A 15475-nucleotide genomic window follows, 5' to 3' on the forward strand; every position below is an offset into this window, starting at 1 on the left:
GACCTCGTCACGATCGATCGACAGCTCAACAAAGACGATCTCGACGAACACCCCGGTCCTCCCTCTCAACCCGGCGAACCATAGCGGTCACAGCACTAGATGCCGTTGCCAAGAGCTGAAAGCGAGAGACTGTCGCACCCGCCTCTTCGCTTCAGCTCAGATCATCGGGTCCTGTAGCCAAACCGGGCCAATATCATTAGAAGAGAGGGGTATCATCATCTGCCGCAGATGCATTAATCGCTAGACCCCCCGCCCGCTTCTCGATCGGCCAGCGATCGTCAATGACGAGTGCAGCAGATTTGCATTCGCTGCACGCATTAAACCACCCCATGATCCAGGGGTATGGCGAGGAAGTCATATCTTCGATATGAATCCCACAGAGTGTCGAGCCAAAGAATCCGTAAGCATGCGAGACGTCCTCTGGCAATCCATCGGAACGTGCGACTTCCCATCGCGTATCCGGCGAGAGATACACGGGCTTCACCTCCCGGCCATCACTCCAAGTGCTGTTCAATCCAAAGCACCAAGAACAGACCGATCGCCATTCGGAGACGCGTTCATAATTCGATACCGACAGCGGCCGCGTCCGGCTTCCGCAAATCTCGCACAGCAAAGCTGTCACCTCTATCCTCAATATTCGAGCGAAGCTGCCAACGATCTATGCACATCGCTCCATACCTGTGAACCTTTACCAGGCGAGGCTCAGGTCCCATCCCAGAAATTTCGGTTAATTGCAGTTCGCCACTCAGTATAGTCCGGCAGATCCTCGGCGCCTCTGCCAATCGTGGTTTGAATCATCCCAGGAATGCCCCTGATCGTAGCGAAACAGCTGGGACATATTCGAGTGCTAGACGCGATCCAGAGAAATATGTGCTCATCACCCAGGGCGCAAACAATTGTGACTTCCGCATCACCATCGCCGAATTTGTAAATTGCGCCATTCAGGTTCTTTACGACCGAAGCCGGGAGGTCCGCCATGTGTGTGGCCACCTGCTCCTCCGTCTGCCGAGTTGCACTATTCCAGACTCTCGCAACCGAAACGGTGGCCTTACCTTGACCGAGTCCGTCATATAGCGACCTAGCCCGGTCGTGGAGCCCTTGGATATCGCCCTTTGAAATAGTGGGGCAATTGGTGTTGTGGACCAAGATCGGGACGCCGCCCGCCACAACATAGTACGTGTGGCACGGTGCGCTGCTCTACCTGCTTCTTCGCAGGTAAGCGGCGATATGACGGTCCGTCGGGGTCCGTGGTTGTGCGCTGGCGTGCGTGGTTGTTGCCGTCGCCATTGCCGTCAGAGATATAGACCACTCGAAGTCATGTCAGAGGAACGCGCCGGGTTCTGCGGTGGCATAGTCGGTGGCGGTGCGCCGGTAGCACTGGTGGCCGGTCTCAGCTGCGTGCTTGGCGATCAGAGCGGTCACGTCGTCGGCACGGGTACGCTCGCCGCTGCTCCACTGGCACAGCTCCTCGTCCGTGACGCAGGCGGCCTCGCGGATGGGTGTGGCGGTCTCGTCAGTGCGTACGTGGTACTCGCGGAACCGCATCCGCTTGCGCACGCTCATGCCGCCTGGCCGTGCTCGGCCCGGCGATGGCGGCCCTGCATCACGCGTACGTCGCTGAGCCGGGACTTGTCCCCGCAGAGCACGGCAGCACGGGCCTGCTCGCGCAGCCTGGCGCACTCCTCACACACCGGACCGGGATACTCCTGCCACTGCACCAACGCTTCACCCATCTCCCGCTCCTTTGCTCCCGCTCGGCTCTCTTGATCAGGGTCTCGTTGGCCTGAACCTTGCGGAGGAGCCAGCGTGTCTGCCCCGGTGTCTGCCAAGCTGGCCTGGTGCGGGAGACGGTCGGCGAACTGGTGCGGCGCTTACGTCTGGCGCGCGGCTGGAGTCAGCAGCGGCTCGCCGAGGCGCTGGCCCAGGCTGCCCCCGAACGTATCCCGCCGACGCGAAACGACGTGTCCCGCTGGGAGATCGGCACCCGGTCACCGCGTGAATGGCTTCCCTTCCTCGCCCAGGTACTGGAGGTCCCGCGCGAGTTGCTGGAAGCCGCGAAGGCCGTCAAGTCCCCCGAGCCCGCGCCGCACGTGCTGACCGTGGCCGACTTCCTGCCCGACGGCGACCTGCTGGCCCCGCTGCATTCCCGCACCGGCCGGCGGATCGGGGCTGGGCAGGTGGCAGACCTGGGCCAGCGGGTCCATGGCCTGCGGCTAGCCGACGACGTGGTGTACGGCAAGGACCTGATCGGACCGGCCCTGCGCGAACTGCGTGCGGCCGTGAAGCTCTACCGCGAAGGGACACACACCGACGCGGTAGGGCACGAACTGCTGCGGGCCATCGGCGAGTTGGCACAGATCGCTGGTTGGGTCGCCTCCGACGCAGGCGAGCACGCCGAGGCGGAGCGCATCTACCGGCTCGGGATGAGCGCGGCACATGCGGCGGGCGACGAGGTGCTGTCAGGGAACGTGGCGGGCTCGCTGGCCTACCAGTGGAGCAACACCGGCCGCGCGGGCGATGCCGTGGACCTGGCCCGCGCCGCCCTGGACAGCGCCGGAAGTGACGCCCCGCCGAAGGCCCGTGCACTCTACCTGGACAGGGTGGCCTGGGCGCACACCCGGGCCGGGCAGGACCGCCCGGCGATGGCCGCCCTCGGGGAGGCAGGCGACGCCCTGGCCGAGGACTCGGCCGGAACCGAATCGCCCTCCTACCTGTACTGGATGGACGCCGGAGAACTCCAGGTCATGGAGGCCCGCGTCTACACCGAGCTGCGGCGGCCCCTGCGCGCCGTACCTCTGCTGACTGACGTGCTCGGCCGCTACGACGCCAGCCACGCACGCGAGTTGGCGCTGTACCTGTCCTGGCTGGCCGTGGCCTACGCCGACGCCAATGAACCCGAGGCCGCGGCCGGGACGGCGAGCCGCATGCTCGCTCTGGGACAGAGCGGCAGCGAGCGCACAGCGGAACGCACCCGGATCGTCCTGGACCGGCTACGGGCCTTCCGGGACGTTCCTGAGGTCACCGAACTACTGGCGTCCTGACCATCCCTGCACGGACCCAGCCGACCGCGGATGCCTTCGGCATGCTGCCGGCCTGAGTGGGGCGGCTCCCTCGTCGGTCGGGCAACTTCGCCATTCCAGGGTTCTCCGGGGGTCGGGTGGCGAGGGGCTCGCCACCCGACCCGCGACCCCTCACCACGACGGATCCGCACCAGCCTCGGGTGTTCAACCGGGCATGGTGATCTGATGCCGAGTTAGAGAGGGGTGCTACTGGCCTGCAAAGATGTGATTGCGGACAAAGGGACAGAGGTTGACTACTGTTCATTAATCTTGTGAGGGTGTTTAACGTCCTTGCTGCAGACGAAAACACGCAGCGAGCCAGCTCGCCCCACGACAACACGCGTCGGGGTGCTGAGCCCGTAGGTGGAAAGCTCTGCATCCTCAAAGGGCATCCAACTCAGGCTCCCGTTGTCCCACTCTTTGGTGTCAACCGTCAGCAACAATCGCATCGGAGCACCACAGCCGCAGACCATCTCCTGAGGTCCCGTCAAGTGCCATGAGGCGAAGCCGCCCACCTTCCATCCGGGTGCCACCGACAGGTCGTACTGATAGTGCGGGGCCTCTTCGCTCTCCCAGTCTTCCCATTCCTCCAGGGCATTCTGGATCGCATTGGGAAGTAGTTCGAAGCTCTGATGCTCGACAACTTCTTCTGGATGCAGAACGCAAACGTCAGGGACATATCCGGCTCGCCCTACTACCTTCAGCTCCGGAGCCTCCACCATCGGCGCAGAAATCATCGCCGAATCTCTCCACACCAGCCGGAGGTCAATTGCCAGACCCTCACCGTGTGCATCAAACGGACACCAGAGAACCTGCAGCAGGTCCGCCCCTTCCGGAAAGCCTAGCGCCGGGACATCCTTCCGGAAGACTTGCAGCACCGGCAGCATGGGAACAGGCGTGTCCTCGGTCAGCTCTGGAGCGTATCTGCCGCGCTTGTTCAGAGAAGACAGCAGTTCACGCTCTTCGTCTGTCGGCCCGGTAGGTCGACCCCTCGCGTCAATCCGACTCCAGGCGGCGTCGAGTATACGTCGCCTCTCTCTCACGTTACGCAGCAGCTCACCTCGGGACTTCTGATGAGCTTCCGTGCAGACTGGCCAAGGCTCGTCTGCAGGCCAGAGCAGCATTCCCCCCACCGAACTCTCCGCCGGCGCAGGACTGCCTGGTCGCGGGTGGAGTCGCGTCGCAACCGCGGCATGTTCGTGAAGCTCTGGGAAAACACCCTCGATGTCAATAGGGCGCGGTGGTGTCGTCCGGGGCAAATTGACCTCCGAGAATACGGGTTTTAAGTATATCCAACTGCGCTGAGGTCAACGTTCACGTGCGGTCCTCAGCACAGTCAGTAGCTGAATTTACCCGAAATTACTCCAGCTGCCGGATTCTCCAAGAAACCCGAGAGACTGAATCCCTTATTGCCCACGGCGGAAAACTCTAGGCTAGTCGGGATTCTATTCGCCCCTTCATAGATCGGTTTCACCGAATACTGCACGATCTCATCCACATCCACCGCATCGTAGATGTGCTGCTCGACGAGGTCTCGCATCAACGGCGAATTGACAGGATTCTGCGTCAAGGTCACCAAGTTGTAGCGCGCAAGCGGGCCCTTGCCTGCACCTCCCAAACGATTGGCCAGAAGATGCCCCCTTGCCTCGTTGTAGTCGGTGCCGTTACCACGCCATCCTGGCGGCCTCGTGCCTCCAGCCTCGCTACCGGTGTCCAGCATCGACTTGTCGATCGAAGCATGCACGCCCTGCGGCCGCCCGAGTTCGTCTAGACCTTCGTACCGGACACTCCCACCGTGGCTATAGCGGTCGCCGTCGCAGTTGTGGACCAGCACCGGTATGGATCCGGCCTCCACATAGTACGTGTGGAGGGTGCCGATAGTGAGGTCGTAAGTGGTGGTGTTGGCGTGGAAGAGATGGAGGTTGGTGACCTCGGCAGTGCCGGTGGGGGTTTGGAGGCGGTCGCCGATGTGGAGGTTTTCGGCTTCGACGAAGGCGGTTTGGGTCTCGTCGTAGAACGGATGGTGGAAGGTGGTGTGGAGGACTCCGCCCTGGTCCGCAGTGGTAGCGGGTGTCGCCGTGGAGGTTGCGGCCGGGGCGGTGTAGGCGACGGGTTGGGCCGGCGTGGCGGACTGGTGGTGGGTGGCCATTAGGGCGGCGATGCCGGCGGCGGAGGCTGCGAGTCCGAGGGCGGCCTTGCGCAGGACCCTGGACTTGAGGGAGGTCGTTGCCGCCTTGCCTGCTGCAGTCCTGGTCGGGGCGATGGTGACGTCAGCGAAGTCGTGGTCGGTGTGGGTGACTATGACGGCGGTGACCTGGTGGCTCTGGGTGCCGCTGAGGCCGGGAACGGCGTTGGCGATGGTGTCGCCGACCTTGATGGTGCTGATGGCCTTGGTGGAGCCGTTCGCCATCAGGACTTGAGTGCCCGCCGTGAAGCTATGGCAGGTCGGCGACTGCGAGGCGGATCCTGCCTCGTCGGCAACGCTGTCGTTGGCGACCTGGTCGGTGGCGTCCGCAGCCGCGCTGTCGCCGGCCTCGGTGGCGCCCTTGCCGAAGAGGCCTCCGACCGCGTCCAGGGCCTTGGGGGCCACCTTGGAGAGGAGCTTGCCGCCCAGCGCGCCCAGCGCCCCGCCCACCGCGCCGGCTACCGCGCCGTCGACCGCGCTCGAAGCGAAGGCACCCGCGCTGCAGGACGATCCTCCCTTGTCGGCGCAGGCGAATCCCTGGGTGACCAAGGAGCCCACGGCGCCGGCGATGGCCGCGCAGCCGATGGTGCCGATGCCTGCGGTGACGGCCTCACAGCCCATACCGACCGCCGCCGAGACCACGAAGGAGGTGATGGCGGCAGCATGGTGCTTGGCATAGATGGCGGCGGTCTTCACCGCCTTGACGGTGGCGTGGTAGGCGCTCCTGGCGGCATGCGCGACGGCATGCGCCGCCTTCTTGATCGCATGGACCACGCGTTTGGCCGCCCGTCTGACGGCATGGTAGGCGCTGCTGACGGCGTGTACCGCGGCGTGGTACGCGCGTCGGATGCGGCGCGCGGCGTAGTGGTAGTAGCGGCGGACCCGTCGCACGGTGGAGCGGTAGACGTCGGCGATGCGGTGGACGGCCTTGGACACCGCGTGCTTGACGGTGTGAACGACGGCGGCGACCGCGTGGTACGTGTAGTGGGCGAAGTCGTCCCAGCCGCTGGAGAACGTGGAGGAGAAGTCGTCCCAGCCACTGGAGACGTCGTCCACCGCGCTGGAGACCGCGTTGCTGACGGCGTTGAAGATGCTGCAGCCGAACCAGCAGTGCCCGCTGGGGTCGGTCGCGCTGAGCGGGTTGCCGCCGATGTAGGCGAAGGGATTGGCGCTGGCGGAGTTGGGGACGGGGTTCGGGGAGACGCTGTCCTTGTTGAGGAAGGTGCCGGTGGCCGGGTTGTACCAGCGGGACGCGGTGCCGACCTGGGCGGTGGAGTTCTCGGTCCAGCCGGACTGGAACCCGAGGTGGCCTCCCGCCGTGCCGCTGCTGGCGGTGACGTTGCCGAGCGGGTCGTAGGTGGCCGAGCCGGTCAGGGTGGTGGCACCGGAGGTGAAGCCGGCGACGACATCGCTGTGCTGGTCGGTCAGCGCCAGGGTGCCGGTGCTGGTGGAGCCGGCGCCCGCGGTGTTGAGGCCGATCAGGCCACCGCTGGGGTCGTAGGTGTAGGTGTAGTCGCCGTCGCCGGCGATGGTGTCGCCGCCCCCGGAGTACTGGAAGGTGCGGCTGGTGCCCAGGGGGTTGTCGGTGTCGGTGATGTTCCGGCCGGAGGCGTCCAGGGTGTAGCCCTGGGTGCCGTCGGTGATCTGCTGGCCGTAGGCGTCGGTGGTGTAGGTGGTGCTGCCGCTGGGGGTGGTCTCCATCTGCAGGGTGCCTGCGGCGGAGTAGCGGTAGGAGTTGACGCCGTCGGAGGTGAGTTCGTCCCGGGCGTCGTAGGTGTAGACGTTGGAGCCGACCTGGACCCGGTTGCTGGAGGCGTCGTAGGCGTAGGCGGTGGTGGTGCTGCCGTTGTTCCAGGAGGTGAGGCGGTTGGCCCAGTCGTAGGTGTAGGTGTTGCTGGAGGCCCCGGTGACGCCGGTGGTGGTCTTGGTGGTCAGGTTGCCGTCGGCGTCGTAGCCGTAGCTCATCGACGCCAGCGTGGTGCTGCCCTGGGTGAGGGTGTCGCCGGTCAGCTCGTGGGCCGTGTTGTAGCTGTAGGTGCGGGTCTGTCCGGTGCTGCCGTACTTGATCGCGGCGAGCTGGTCCAGGGTGTTGTAGCTGTAGCCGAGTTGGGTGCCCGTCGACGCGTCGTCGAGGGTGGACAGCCGCCCGGCGGTGTCGTAGCCGTAGCTGGTGGTTCCGGCGGCGTCGGTGCGCGAGGTGAGACTGCCGTCGCTGTTGTAGCCGAAGGAACTGGAGCCCGCGGAACCGGAGGCGGTCAGCAGGGAGCCGCGGTCGTTGTAGGTGAACGATTCGCTGGTGGCGCTCTGGTATCCGGTCGTGCCGCTGGTGCCGGCCGTACTGGTGCCGGCGGTCAGTACCTGACCGGCCGAGTCGTAGGTGAAGGAGCGGCTGGCGGTGGCCGCGTCGGCTCCGGTGCCCGATTCACTGGTGAGGTTGCCGACCTTGTCGTACCCCAGGGTGGTGGTGATGCCACCGGGCTGCACCGCGGAGACCAGTTGGCCGTCGCCGTTGTAGGTGTCGGTGGTGGTGGAGTCAGCGGCACTGGTGTAGCTGCTGGTGGCGGGGGCGACCACACTCTGGGGCTGGCCCCAGGGGGTGTAGGTGTAGATCCAGGAGTTGCCGCGCCCGTCGGTGTAGCGGGTGCGCTGCCCGGCCGCGTCGTAGCCGAAGCTGGTGGTGATCGAGGAGGTTGCCGAGACCGGCTGGGTCTCCTGGGTCACGGTTCCGGCCGCGTCGTAGGTGAAGTGGCTGGTGTGGCCGTTCGCGTCGGTCGAGGAGATCAGATTGCCGACGCCGTCGTAGGTCTCCCCGGTCTGCGACAGGACCGTGCTGGCGGCGTCGTACTGCGTGGTCTTGAAGGGTTGGTCGGACACGTTGTAGTCGGTGTCGGACCAGGTACCGTCGGGCAGGGTGGTCTTCTGCTGGTTGCCCATGAAGTCGTAGGAGTAGGTGGTGGTGTTCCCCGCGCCGTCGGTGACCGCGGTGGTCTCACCGAGGCTGTTGTACTTGTAGCCGGTGGTGACCCCGCCCGGGGTGGTGGTGGAGGTCAGGAACGCCCCGTACGCGTTGCCGGCGCTGACCGCGTACGAGTTGGTGGAGGTCAGTGCCTGGGCGGTGGGGTACCGCTCCAGGGTGGTTGAGGTGAGTTGACGGCCCATCCAGTCGTAGGTGGCCTGGGTGGTGGCGCCGGTGCCGTCGGTCTGCGAGACCAGCTCGCCGTTGGTGTCGTAGACGGCATGGGTCTTCGAGCCGTCGGCGGCGGTGACCTGGGCCGCGTCACCGATCTGGTCGTAGCTGGTGCTGGTGGTCTCACCGTCGGGTTGGGCGGTGCCGACCACGTTGCCGTCGGCGTCGTAGGTCCAGGTGCTGGTGGCGGTGATCGGGGTGCTGGAACCCGGCGGCGTGTAGGACGGCAGGGTCTCCGAGACCTTCTGCCCGTTGGCGTCGTAGGCCGTGTCGGTCTGGTTCCCGTCGGGGTCGACCTCCTCGGTGGCTTCCCCGAAGGTGTTGAAGCCCGAGGTGGTCACCGGGCGTGCGCTGACCGCGGTGCCGCCGTTGGTCTCCACCGACACGGCGGGCGCGGTGGTGACCGCGAGGTTCCCGGCTTCGTCGTAGGAGTAGTTGGTGGTGTTGCCGTCGGCGTCGGTCATGCTGGTGGGCAGGCCGCGCTTGTCGTAGGTGTAGGTCGTGGTCTGGGCGTTGCTGGACCCGACGGTGCCGCCGGAGCGCCCGTTCCCGTACAGGGTGGCGACCTCGGCGGCGGAGAGGGCCCGCTGGTACGCCTGTACGTCGGAGACCTGACCGTTGACGACATTGGAGATCGTGCCGCCGGTGGTCTTGACGCCTCCCACGGTCAGCGGACCCGAGGCGTTCCAGGTGGTGGCAGCGGTGGCGCTGGCGGCCAGGGCGCCGTTGACGTACAGGCTCATCGCCCCGGTGCTGGAGTTGTACACCCCCACCAGGTGGGTCCAGGTGTTGGCGGTCGCACTGCTGGTGTGCGCGATCGTCTGGGTGGCGGTGGTCGCGTCCGCACTGGTGGTGATGAACGCCCAGCCGCCGTAGGACTTGCTGTACTGCAGGTAGAACGCGCCCATGTTGGCGCCGGCCTGGCCGACGAAGGTGCGGTAGGTGGACACGTCGGCGGGGTCGACCCAGGCCGAGACGGTGTAGGAGGAGTTGGTGGTCAGCACCGGGGCGTTGGCGGAGATCAGGCCGCCGGTGCCGGTGGTGCTGCCGGCGAAGGTGGCGCCGCTGCCGCTCCAGGTCACTCCGCTGTCGGCGGTGGCGGTGTAACCGTTGCCGGAGGCGTCTGTGACGGCGGTCCCGGCGGTCTGGTTCAGCGGGTACCAGGCGGAAGGGTGTCCTGAGGCGTCGCCGGACAGGGTCTCGGTGAGCGTGTTCCCCATCGGGTCGTAGGTCTTGCTGGTGGTGCGGTCGTAGCCGGAGGAGTCGTGCTGGGTGGAGGTGGCCACCAGGTCGTCTGGGGTGTAGGAGACCTGGGTGGTGCGGTCCGTGCTGGTGGGGTCCGTGACGGTGCTGGTGGTGCGCGAGGCCGCGTCGACGGTGTAGTTGGTGACGGTGGCGCCGTTGTTGGTGACCTGCTGGACCAGGTCGCCGGCCGCGTCGTAGCTGTTGGACTGCAGGACGAAGCTGTTCTTGCCGGTGGCGTCGGTGCGCGTGACGGTGGAGGTCAGCCCGTTGTCGGTGTAGGTGTAGCTGGTGGTGTTGCCCATCGAGTCGGTGATTGAGGCCAGCCGCCCCGCGGGGTCGTAGGCCCGTGAGGACTCGATCAGGGTGGTGGCGGTGGACGGGTTGACCGGGTCGCCAGTGTAGGAGGCCAGGCTCTGGGTGAGCAGATTGCCGTCGGCGTCGTAGGCGTACCGCGTGGTGGTGCCGTTCTGGTCGACGTCCGAGATGCGGTTGCCGTAGGCGTCGTAGCTGCTGGTGGTGGTGTTGCCGTCGGCGGCGCCCGCATTGCCGTTCGCGTCGGTGTGGCTGGCCACCTGGTCGTACGCGTTGTAGGTGGTGGTGTCGGTACGCGGGGCATCACCGCCGGTGGCGTCGGCCACCGTCTGCGAGGTCACGTCCCCGTCCGCGTCGTACACGGTGGTGCTGACCGCGGTGTGCACGGCGCCGGTGACCCGGTCGGTCAGCGGCGGGTCGCTCTCCTTGGTGACCTGTCCGTTGGCGTCATAGGTCAAGGTCCTGGTCAGGCCGTTGGGATAGGTGTCGGAGACCACGGTCTCGGTCAGCACCCGGCCCAGGCCGTCATAGCTGTACTTGGTGACCTGGCCGTCCGCGTCGGTGGTGGAGGCGACATCGCCGTTGTGGAGGTAGGCGACGGTGTTGACCGCACCGCCCGGTGAGGTGGTCGAGACCGGGAGTCCCTTGGGGACGTTGCCGGTGTCGGCAGCCGGATAGGTGGCCGTCCCGTCGGAGTACACCGTGCTGGTCGTGCGGCCGGAGGGGGATCCCGGCACCGCCGGAGTGGTGACGCTGGTCTCGTCACCTGCGGTGTTGTAGCCGTACGAGGTCAGGAAGGTGTTGTCGGTGGCGGAGGTGGAACGGCCGCTGCGGGCGGTCAGCGGCAGGTCGTTGCGCGGATCGGCGGTGGTCAGCTCCGCGGTGGTGTCATCGGGGTAGTAGCTGAAGTACTGGGTGGAGCACTGGTTCGCAGCCTGGTTCTGGCAGGTGGTGCTGGACACCGTGTTGCCGCGCACATCGTGGCCGGTGATCGTCATGGCCCCGTCGGGGTCGATGACAGTGTGTTCGAAGCCGCCGGTGTCGTAGCCGTAACTGGTCCTGTTGCCCAGCGCGTCGGTCTCCGAGATGGTGCGGTTGCCGTTGGTGACGTCGTACTGGCTGCTCAGCGTCTTCCCGGCGGGGTCGGTGACGGTGACGGTCTCCAGCGGCAGCAGGCCCGCGGAGTTGTGGGCGGCCTGGAAGTGCGCGGACGCGTCCGCGGCGGTGAGCTGGCTGTGGTACAGCGCGAAGTCGGCGATCGAGCCGGGGAAGTAGCCCAGGGTGTTGGTGGGCGCCGAGGTCCAGCCCGAGGACTCGCCCGCCCCGACGTACAGGTAGGTCGAGACGGCAGTGGCGAACGCGCCGGTGGAGCTGGACTGCTGGGTGCCGTCGAGGTAGAGCGCCTCGGTGGTTCCCCCGGAGGCCAGCAGCGCGTGGTGCCACTGGCCGTCGTTGACCTTGCCGGTGCTGGTGACGTACCCGTAGCCGTAGAAGCGGCCGTGCAGCAACCCGTCCACGCCGACGTACAGGGCCGGGACGTAGTTGTTGGAGGCGGGGCTGCCGCCGGTCAGCGACGCCCCGGCGTAGTCGAAGAGCACGCCGCCCGCGGTACTGCCCGAGGGCATCTTGAACCACAGCTCCACCGAGTTCGACCCGGCGGTGACCTGGTTGTTGGTCGGCAACGACACCAGCGAGGAAGTGCCGTTGAAGGACGCAGCGGTGCTGTCGGAGAACGGACCGGCCGCACCCAGCGTGACATTGGAGTAGCTACCCAGGCCGCCGCGGGTCTCGTCGAGGGCGCTGGCTGCGCCGGCCCCCTCGCCCAGCCGGAAGTACTCGGTGGGCGCCGCGCCCAGCACCGCCGAGCGGTAGACCTGGCTGGAGCCGGTCACCGTGGGCGTGCCCAGCTTCCAGGTGCCGCCGTTCTCGTCGGTGACCTGGGTGACCGTCGCGGTCGAGGCGTTGTAGGCGATCGCGGCGTACGCCTTGCCGGAGGGACGGGTGATCGAGGACAGCAGGCTGGCGCTGCTGGTACCGGCCGCGTGCAGGGCGGTGACCTGCGCCTGCGACAGCGGGTAGGAGTACAGGCCGACGTCGGCGATGGAGCCGTTGAAGTAGCTGGCGTAGCCGGTGTTGCCGCTCTTGCCCTCGTTCGGCTCGTCGGGCCACGCCCCGCCGAGGAATCCGGCCCCGACCGTGGGGTAGCTGAGCGTCTGGACGGGTACTCCGCCGCCGACCGAGACGGTGCCGGACGCGGTGCCTGCGTTGACGCCGTCCAGGTACAGCGTCTGCGAGGCGCCGGCTGCGGCCAGTACGGCGTGGTGCCACTGGCCGTCGTTGACCTTCTTCAGGGTCTCGCTGATCGGCGAGACGCCCGCGCTGTACCAGAACTCCGCGTTGAGGTAGCCGGAGCTGCCGATGTACAGCATCGGCTGGTAGTAGCCGGGCGTGCTGCCGTTGCTGACCGGCACGGAGGAGGCCCCGTACAGGACGCTCGCGGTGCTGCTGCTGGTCTTGAACCACAGCGACACGGTCTGCGCATTGGCGGCCACGGCCAGGGAGTTGGGCAGCGTCACGGTGGAGCTGGTGCCGTTGAAGCCGGCCGCGGTGGCGGTACTTCCGCTCAGCGGGCCGCTCTGACCGAGGGTCACATTGCTGTAGGTGGCGTTGTCGCTGCCCTCGTTGGCGATCACCGCGCTGGTGGCGGTGGTGCCGGAGGCGTCCGAGAGCGTCCACAGCGAGTGCGGGTCCAGGTCGAGGCCGGCCGCCTGGTACTGCGAGCCGGTGGTGTAGCCGTAGCTGGTGCAGTGGGTGCCGTCCGCGGGGGCGCACAGGCTGCTCAGCGCGTCACCGGTGTAGGAGTAGGTCCACAGCAGGTCGGTGCTCTGGTCGGTGCCGGTGACCGGGTCGGTGGAGACCGTGGCGATGTGCGCGCTGGTGGCGCCGCTGGGGGTCGACCACACCAGGTGCAGGGAACGACCCGAGGTGACCGAGGTCATCGTGGTGATCTGTCCGGAGGACCAGGTGAAGGTGACCGCGCGGGCGTCCGCGTCGGTGACCGAGGTGATCCCGTACACCCCGCTGCCCAGGGCCTGGGTGAAGGTGTAGACCGTGTCGTTCTTGTCGGTCAGCGTGTAGCCGCCGGTGACCGGCTTGAACGTGGCGAAGCGTCCCGAGGGCGGGCTGTAGCTGCCGTCGCTGTTCTTCCCGAAGCCGACCACCGAACCGTCGGGATAGGTGACCTGGACGCTGGCCACCGCGCCGCCGGTGTCGTACTGCTCGGCGGCGCGGGCGTCGAAGATGCTCGACCAACCGGCACCGAAGCCACCGGTGGTGCGGGGGTCGCGTGAGTTGTAGTCGCGCACCACGTCCAGCGAGGGACCGGTGACCGACACCGAGGCGTCGGTGTCCTCGGTGGTGTAGTTCCCGATCGAGGCGTCGTAGCCGTGGTCGCTGCTGTTCTGGGACAGGCTGGACGTGGTCACGGGTTGCGGGACCTGTGGCGTCAGCGAGGCCCAGGCCGCTGCCGTCGAGTACGCGGAACCGTCGTAGGCCTGGACGGTCCACTCGTAGGTCTGGCCCCACTTCAGCTTGCCGGCCGTCACGCTCCAGTCGCCGCCGGTGACCAGCCCCGAGTCGACGACCTTGGTGTCGGTGGAGTCGTAGATCTGGAAGTCGTACTCCAGCGTGGTGTTCGGCGAGCCGTCGTCGATGGCGGCCGCCGCCAGTTCCGGGGTCAGCGTGCTGACGGTGGTGTCGTTGGCCGGATAGGTCTGGGTGAGCTGGGGAGCCACGTTGCCGGTGTAGGTCAGCGTCAGGATCGGGGCGTAGCCCGGGTCGTAGAACGAGCCGAACTGCTTCCAGGTCAGGTCGTTGGTGGTGGCCGCGTAGACCGCCAGCCCGTGGTCGGCGGTGGTGCCGTTGGCCCAGCCCTGGAAGGTCGTGGTCGACAGCGGAACGGTCAGCCAGTCTCCGACCGTACGGTCGGCCGCGGTGTTGCCGCAGGCGGCCGTCAGGGTGCTGGTCGCCGGGGTCAGACTCCCGATCGAGGCGCCGTAGGCCGGACCGGGCCACCCGGTCACCCCGGACGGGGTCCAGGCGGCGCTGACGGCGGCGACGTCGAACTCCTCGGCGTACGCGCAGGTGGACGCCCAGGTGTCGAACAGCTGAAGGCTGGCCGCGGTGACGGTGACCTTGGAACCGTCGAAGGTGCCCAGCTGCGGGGCGATGTAGCCCACCGCGCTGTGTGTGCCCGAGTCGTACGACCCGGCCTTGATGGACAGCTCAGTGGAGTGGTCGCCCAGGTTGGCGGACTCGGCGTAGGTCGTCGTCCAGGCGTCGTTGATGGAGGGGTCCACCGTGACCGGGAACCGTCGCGCCGGGTTGTCCAGCCATGCCCTGTCCAGGGTGACCACCAGAGCGGTGTGGCCCGCACTCTGCTGCAGGGTGTAGCTGACCGCGTGCGTGGTGGCCGGGTCGCCCGAGTGCGGATCGACCTTGGAGTCGAACGCGTACGCCGGCGGGATCTCCTCCACCGTCCGCCCGGCCGCGTTGCGCAGGTCGATCGCCCCGGCGGTGCCCTGCACTGCCGTCAGACCCTGCAGCTGCAACGGGAAGACCCACTGGTTACCGGCAGCAGCGCTGTGCAGCACCACGGACTCCTTCAGGCCCGTGGTCGTGGGCGCCACCAGAAGATCCGTGAGGGGAAGCACGCCCGGGTACGTCACCGTCGAGCCCCGCGCGGTGCCGGTGACGGCGGCTGCTCCCTGCAGGCCGTAGGTCAGCTTGTGGCTGCCGTCCACGGCAAAGGCTGCGAGCGAGGTCGTGGACGCCTTCGGCGCGAAGTCGACGGCCAGGGAGTTGGCCGCCTCGTGCCACCGCTGGTCCGTGCCGACCGACACCGTGGTGTTGACGGGCTGCCAGTCACCCTTGGCATCACGGTAGTTCACCGGGGTCTGGCGGACCCGGCGGGTGACGGAGCCGTCGGCGTTCTGGAAGTAGTCGACGGTGGCGGACGACTTGGAGGCGACCCGCTTGCTGGTGCGGGCGTTGAATCCGACCGGCGCCGCGGCGCTGAGGCCGCTGCTGACCTTGCGTGCCCGGACTGTGTACGAGGCCAGTTGGCCGCGTCCGGTGCCCGGTGCCCCACCTGTCCCGCGACCGGAGCGCGTCGACGCCGCGCTCGCCACATGGCTGCGCCCAGCTGCGGTCCCGCCGGCCTGCTGCGGAAGCCGGCCCCAGTGCGGACTGGAGAACCAGCCGGCGATCTCCGTCAACGACGGCAGGCTCAGCGCGGGAAAGCCACGGGTGGCCGCTCCGGCGGTGCTCACCCCACTGCCGACGGCTAGGGCGGCCACCAGCAGCACCGTCACCAACCGCACCAGGGGCCGCATCCGACGTCCCGTCAACGACCAGCTGGACCGCCGCACCGAACGCGTACGCATCGACAATCCCCACCCGTGTCTTGAACCTGAACCTGTCACACCT

General features: G+C 67.2%; 5 protein-coding genes. 1 reads left to right on the top strand and 4 read right to left on the bottom strand.

Annotation, left to right across the window (positions count from 1 at the left end):
* Positions 1 to 1320 precede the first annotated feature (1320 nt).
* Positions 1321 to 1563, bottom strand: coding sequence for a DUF7848 domain-containing protein (locus tag IF29_RS41650; protein ID WP_157623645.1), 243 nt, complete (start codon positions 1561 to 1563; stop codon positions 1321 to 1323).
* The gene (locus tag IF29_RS46775) at positions 1560 to 1733 is read right to left on the bottom strand and encodes a hypothetical protein (RefSeq protein ID WP_198037343.1); all 174 of its coding nucleotides are present in this window, start codon (positions 1731 to 1733) and stop codon (positions 1560 to 1562) included. Before IF29_RS46775 ends, IF29_RS41650 begins: the two co-directional genes overlap by 4 nt.
* Positions 1734 to 1838: 105 nt before the next feature.
* Between IF29_RS46775 and IF29_RS0107655 the strand changes: the two genes are divergently transcribed.
* Positions 1839 to 3041: an NsdA family TPR-like regulatory protein gene (locus IF29_RS0107655; RefSeq protein ID WP_030251399.1), complete on the top strand. Its 1203-nt coding sequence runs from the start codon at positions 1839 to 1841 to the stop codon at positions 3039 to 3041.
* 272 nt (positions 3042 to 3313) lie between these two features.
* Here IF29_RS0107655 and IF29_RS48775 read toward each other — a convergent pair whose 3' ends face one another.
* Positions 3314 to 3946: a hypothetical protein gene (locus tag IF29_RS48775; RefSeq protein WP_332262526.1), complete on the bottom strand. Its 633-nt coding sequence runs from the start codon at positions 3944 to 3946 to the stop codon at positions 3314 to 3316.
* Positions 3947 to 4395: 449 nt separating this feature from the next.
* Positions 4396 to 15432 (bottom strand): LamG-like jellyroll fold domain-containing protein, encoded by an 11037-nt coding sequence (locus IF29_RS0107665; protein WP_157623646.1) that lies wholly within the window; start codon positions 15430 to 15432, stop codon positions 4396 to 4398.
* Positions 15433 to 15475 lie beyond the last annotated feature (43 nt).

It is taken from the genome of Streptacidiphilus jeojiense (assembly GCF_000719095.1).
GTDB lineage: Bacteria > Actinomycetota > Actinomycetes > Streptomycetales > Streptomycetaceae > Streptacidiphilus > Streptacidiphilus jeojiensis.

Excerpts from the sequence above, each read along its gene's own strand:
- IF29_RS41650 (WP_157623645.1), bottom strand. The coding sequence starts at position 1,563 with ATGAGCGTGCGCAAGCGGATGCGGTTCCGCGAGTACCACGTACGCACT.
- IF29_RS46775 (WP_198037343.1), bottom strand. The coding sequence starts at position 1,733 with ATGGGTGAAGCGTTGGTGCAGTGGCAGGAGTATCCCGGTCCGGTGTGT.
- IF29_RS48775 (WP_332262526.1), bottom strand. The coding sequence starts at position 3,946 with ATGCTGCCGGTGCTGCAAGTCTTCCGGAAGGATGTCCCGGCGCTAGGC.
- IF29_RS0107665 (WP_157623646.1), bottom strand. The coding sequence starts at position 15,432 with ATGCGTACGCGTTCGGTGCGGCGGTCCAGCTGGTCGTTGACGGGACGT.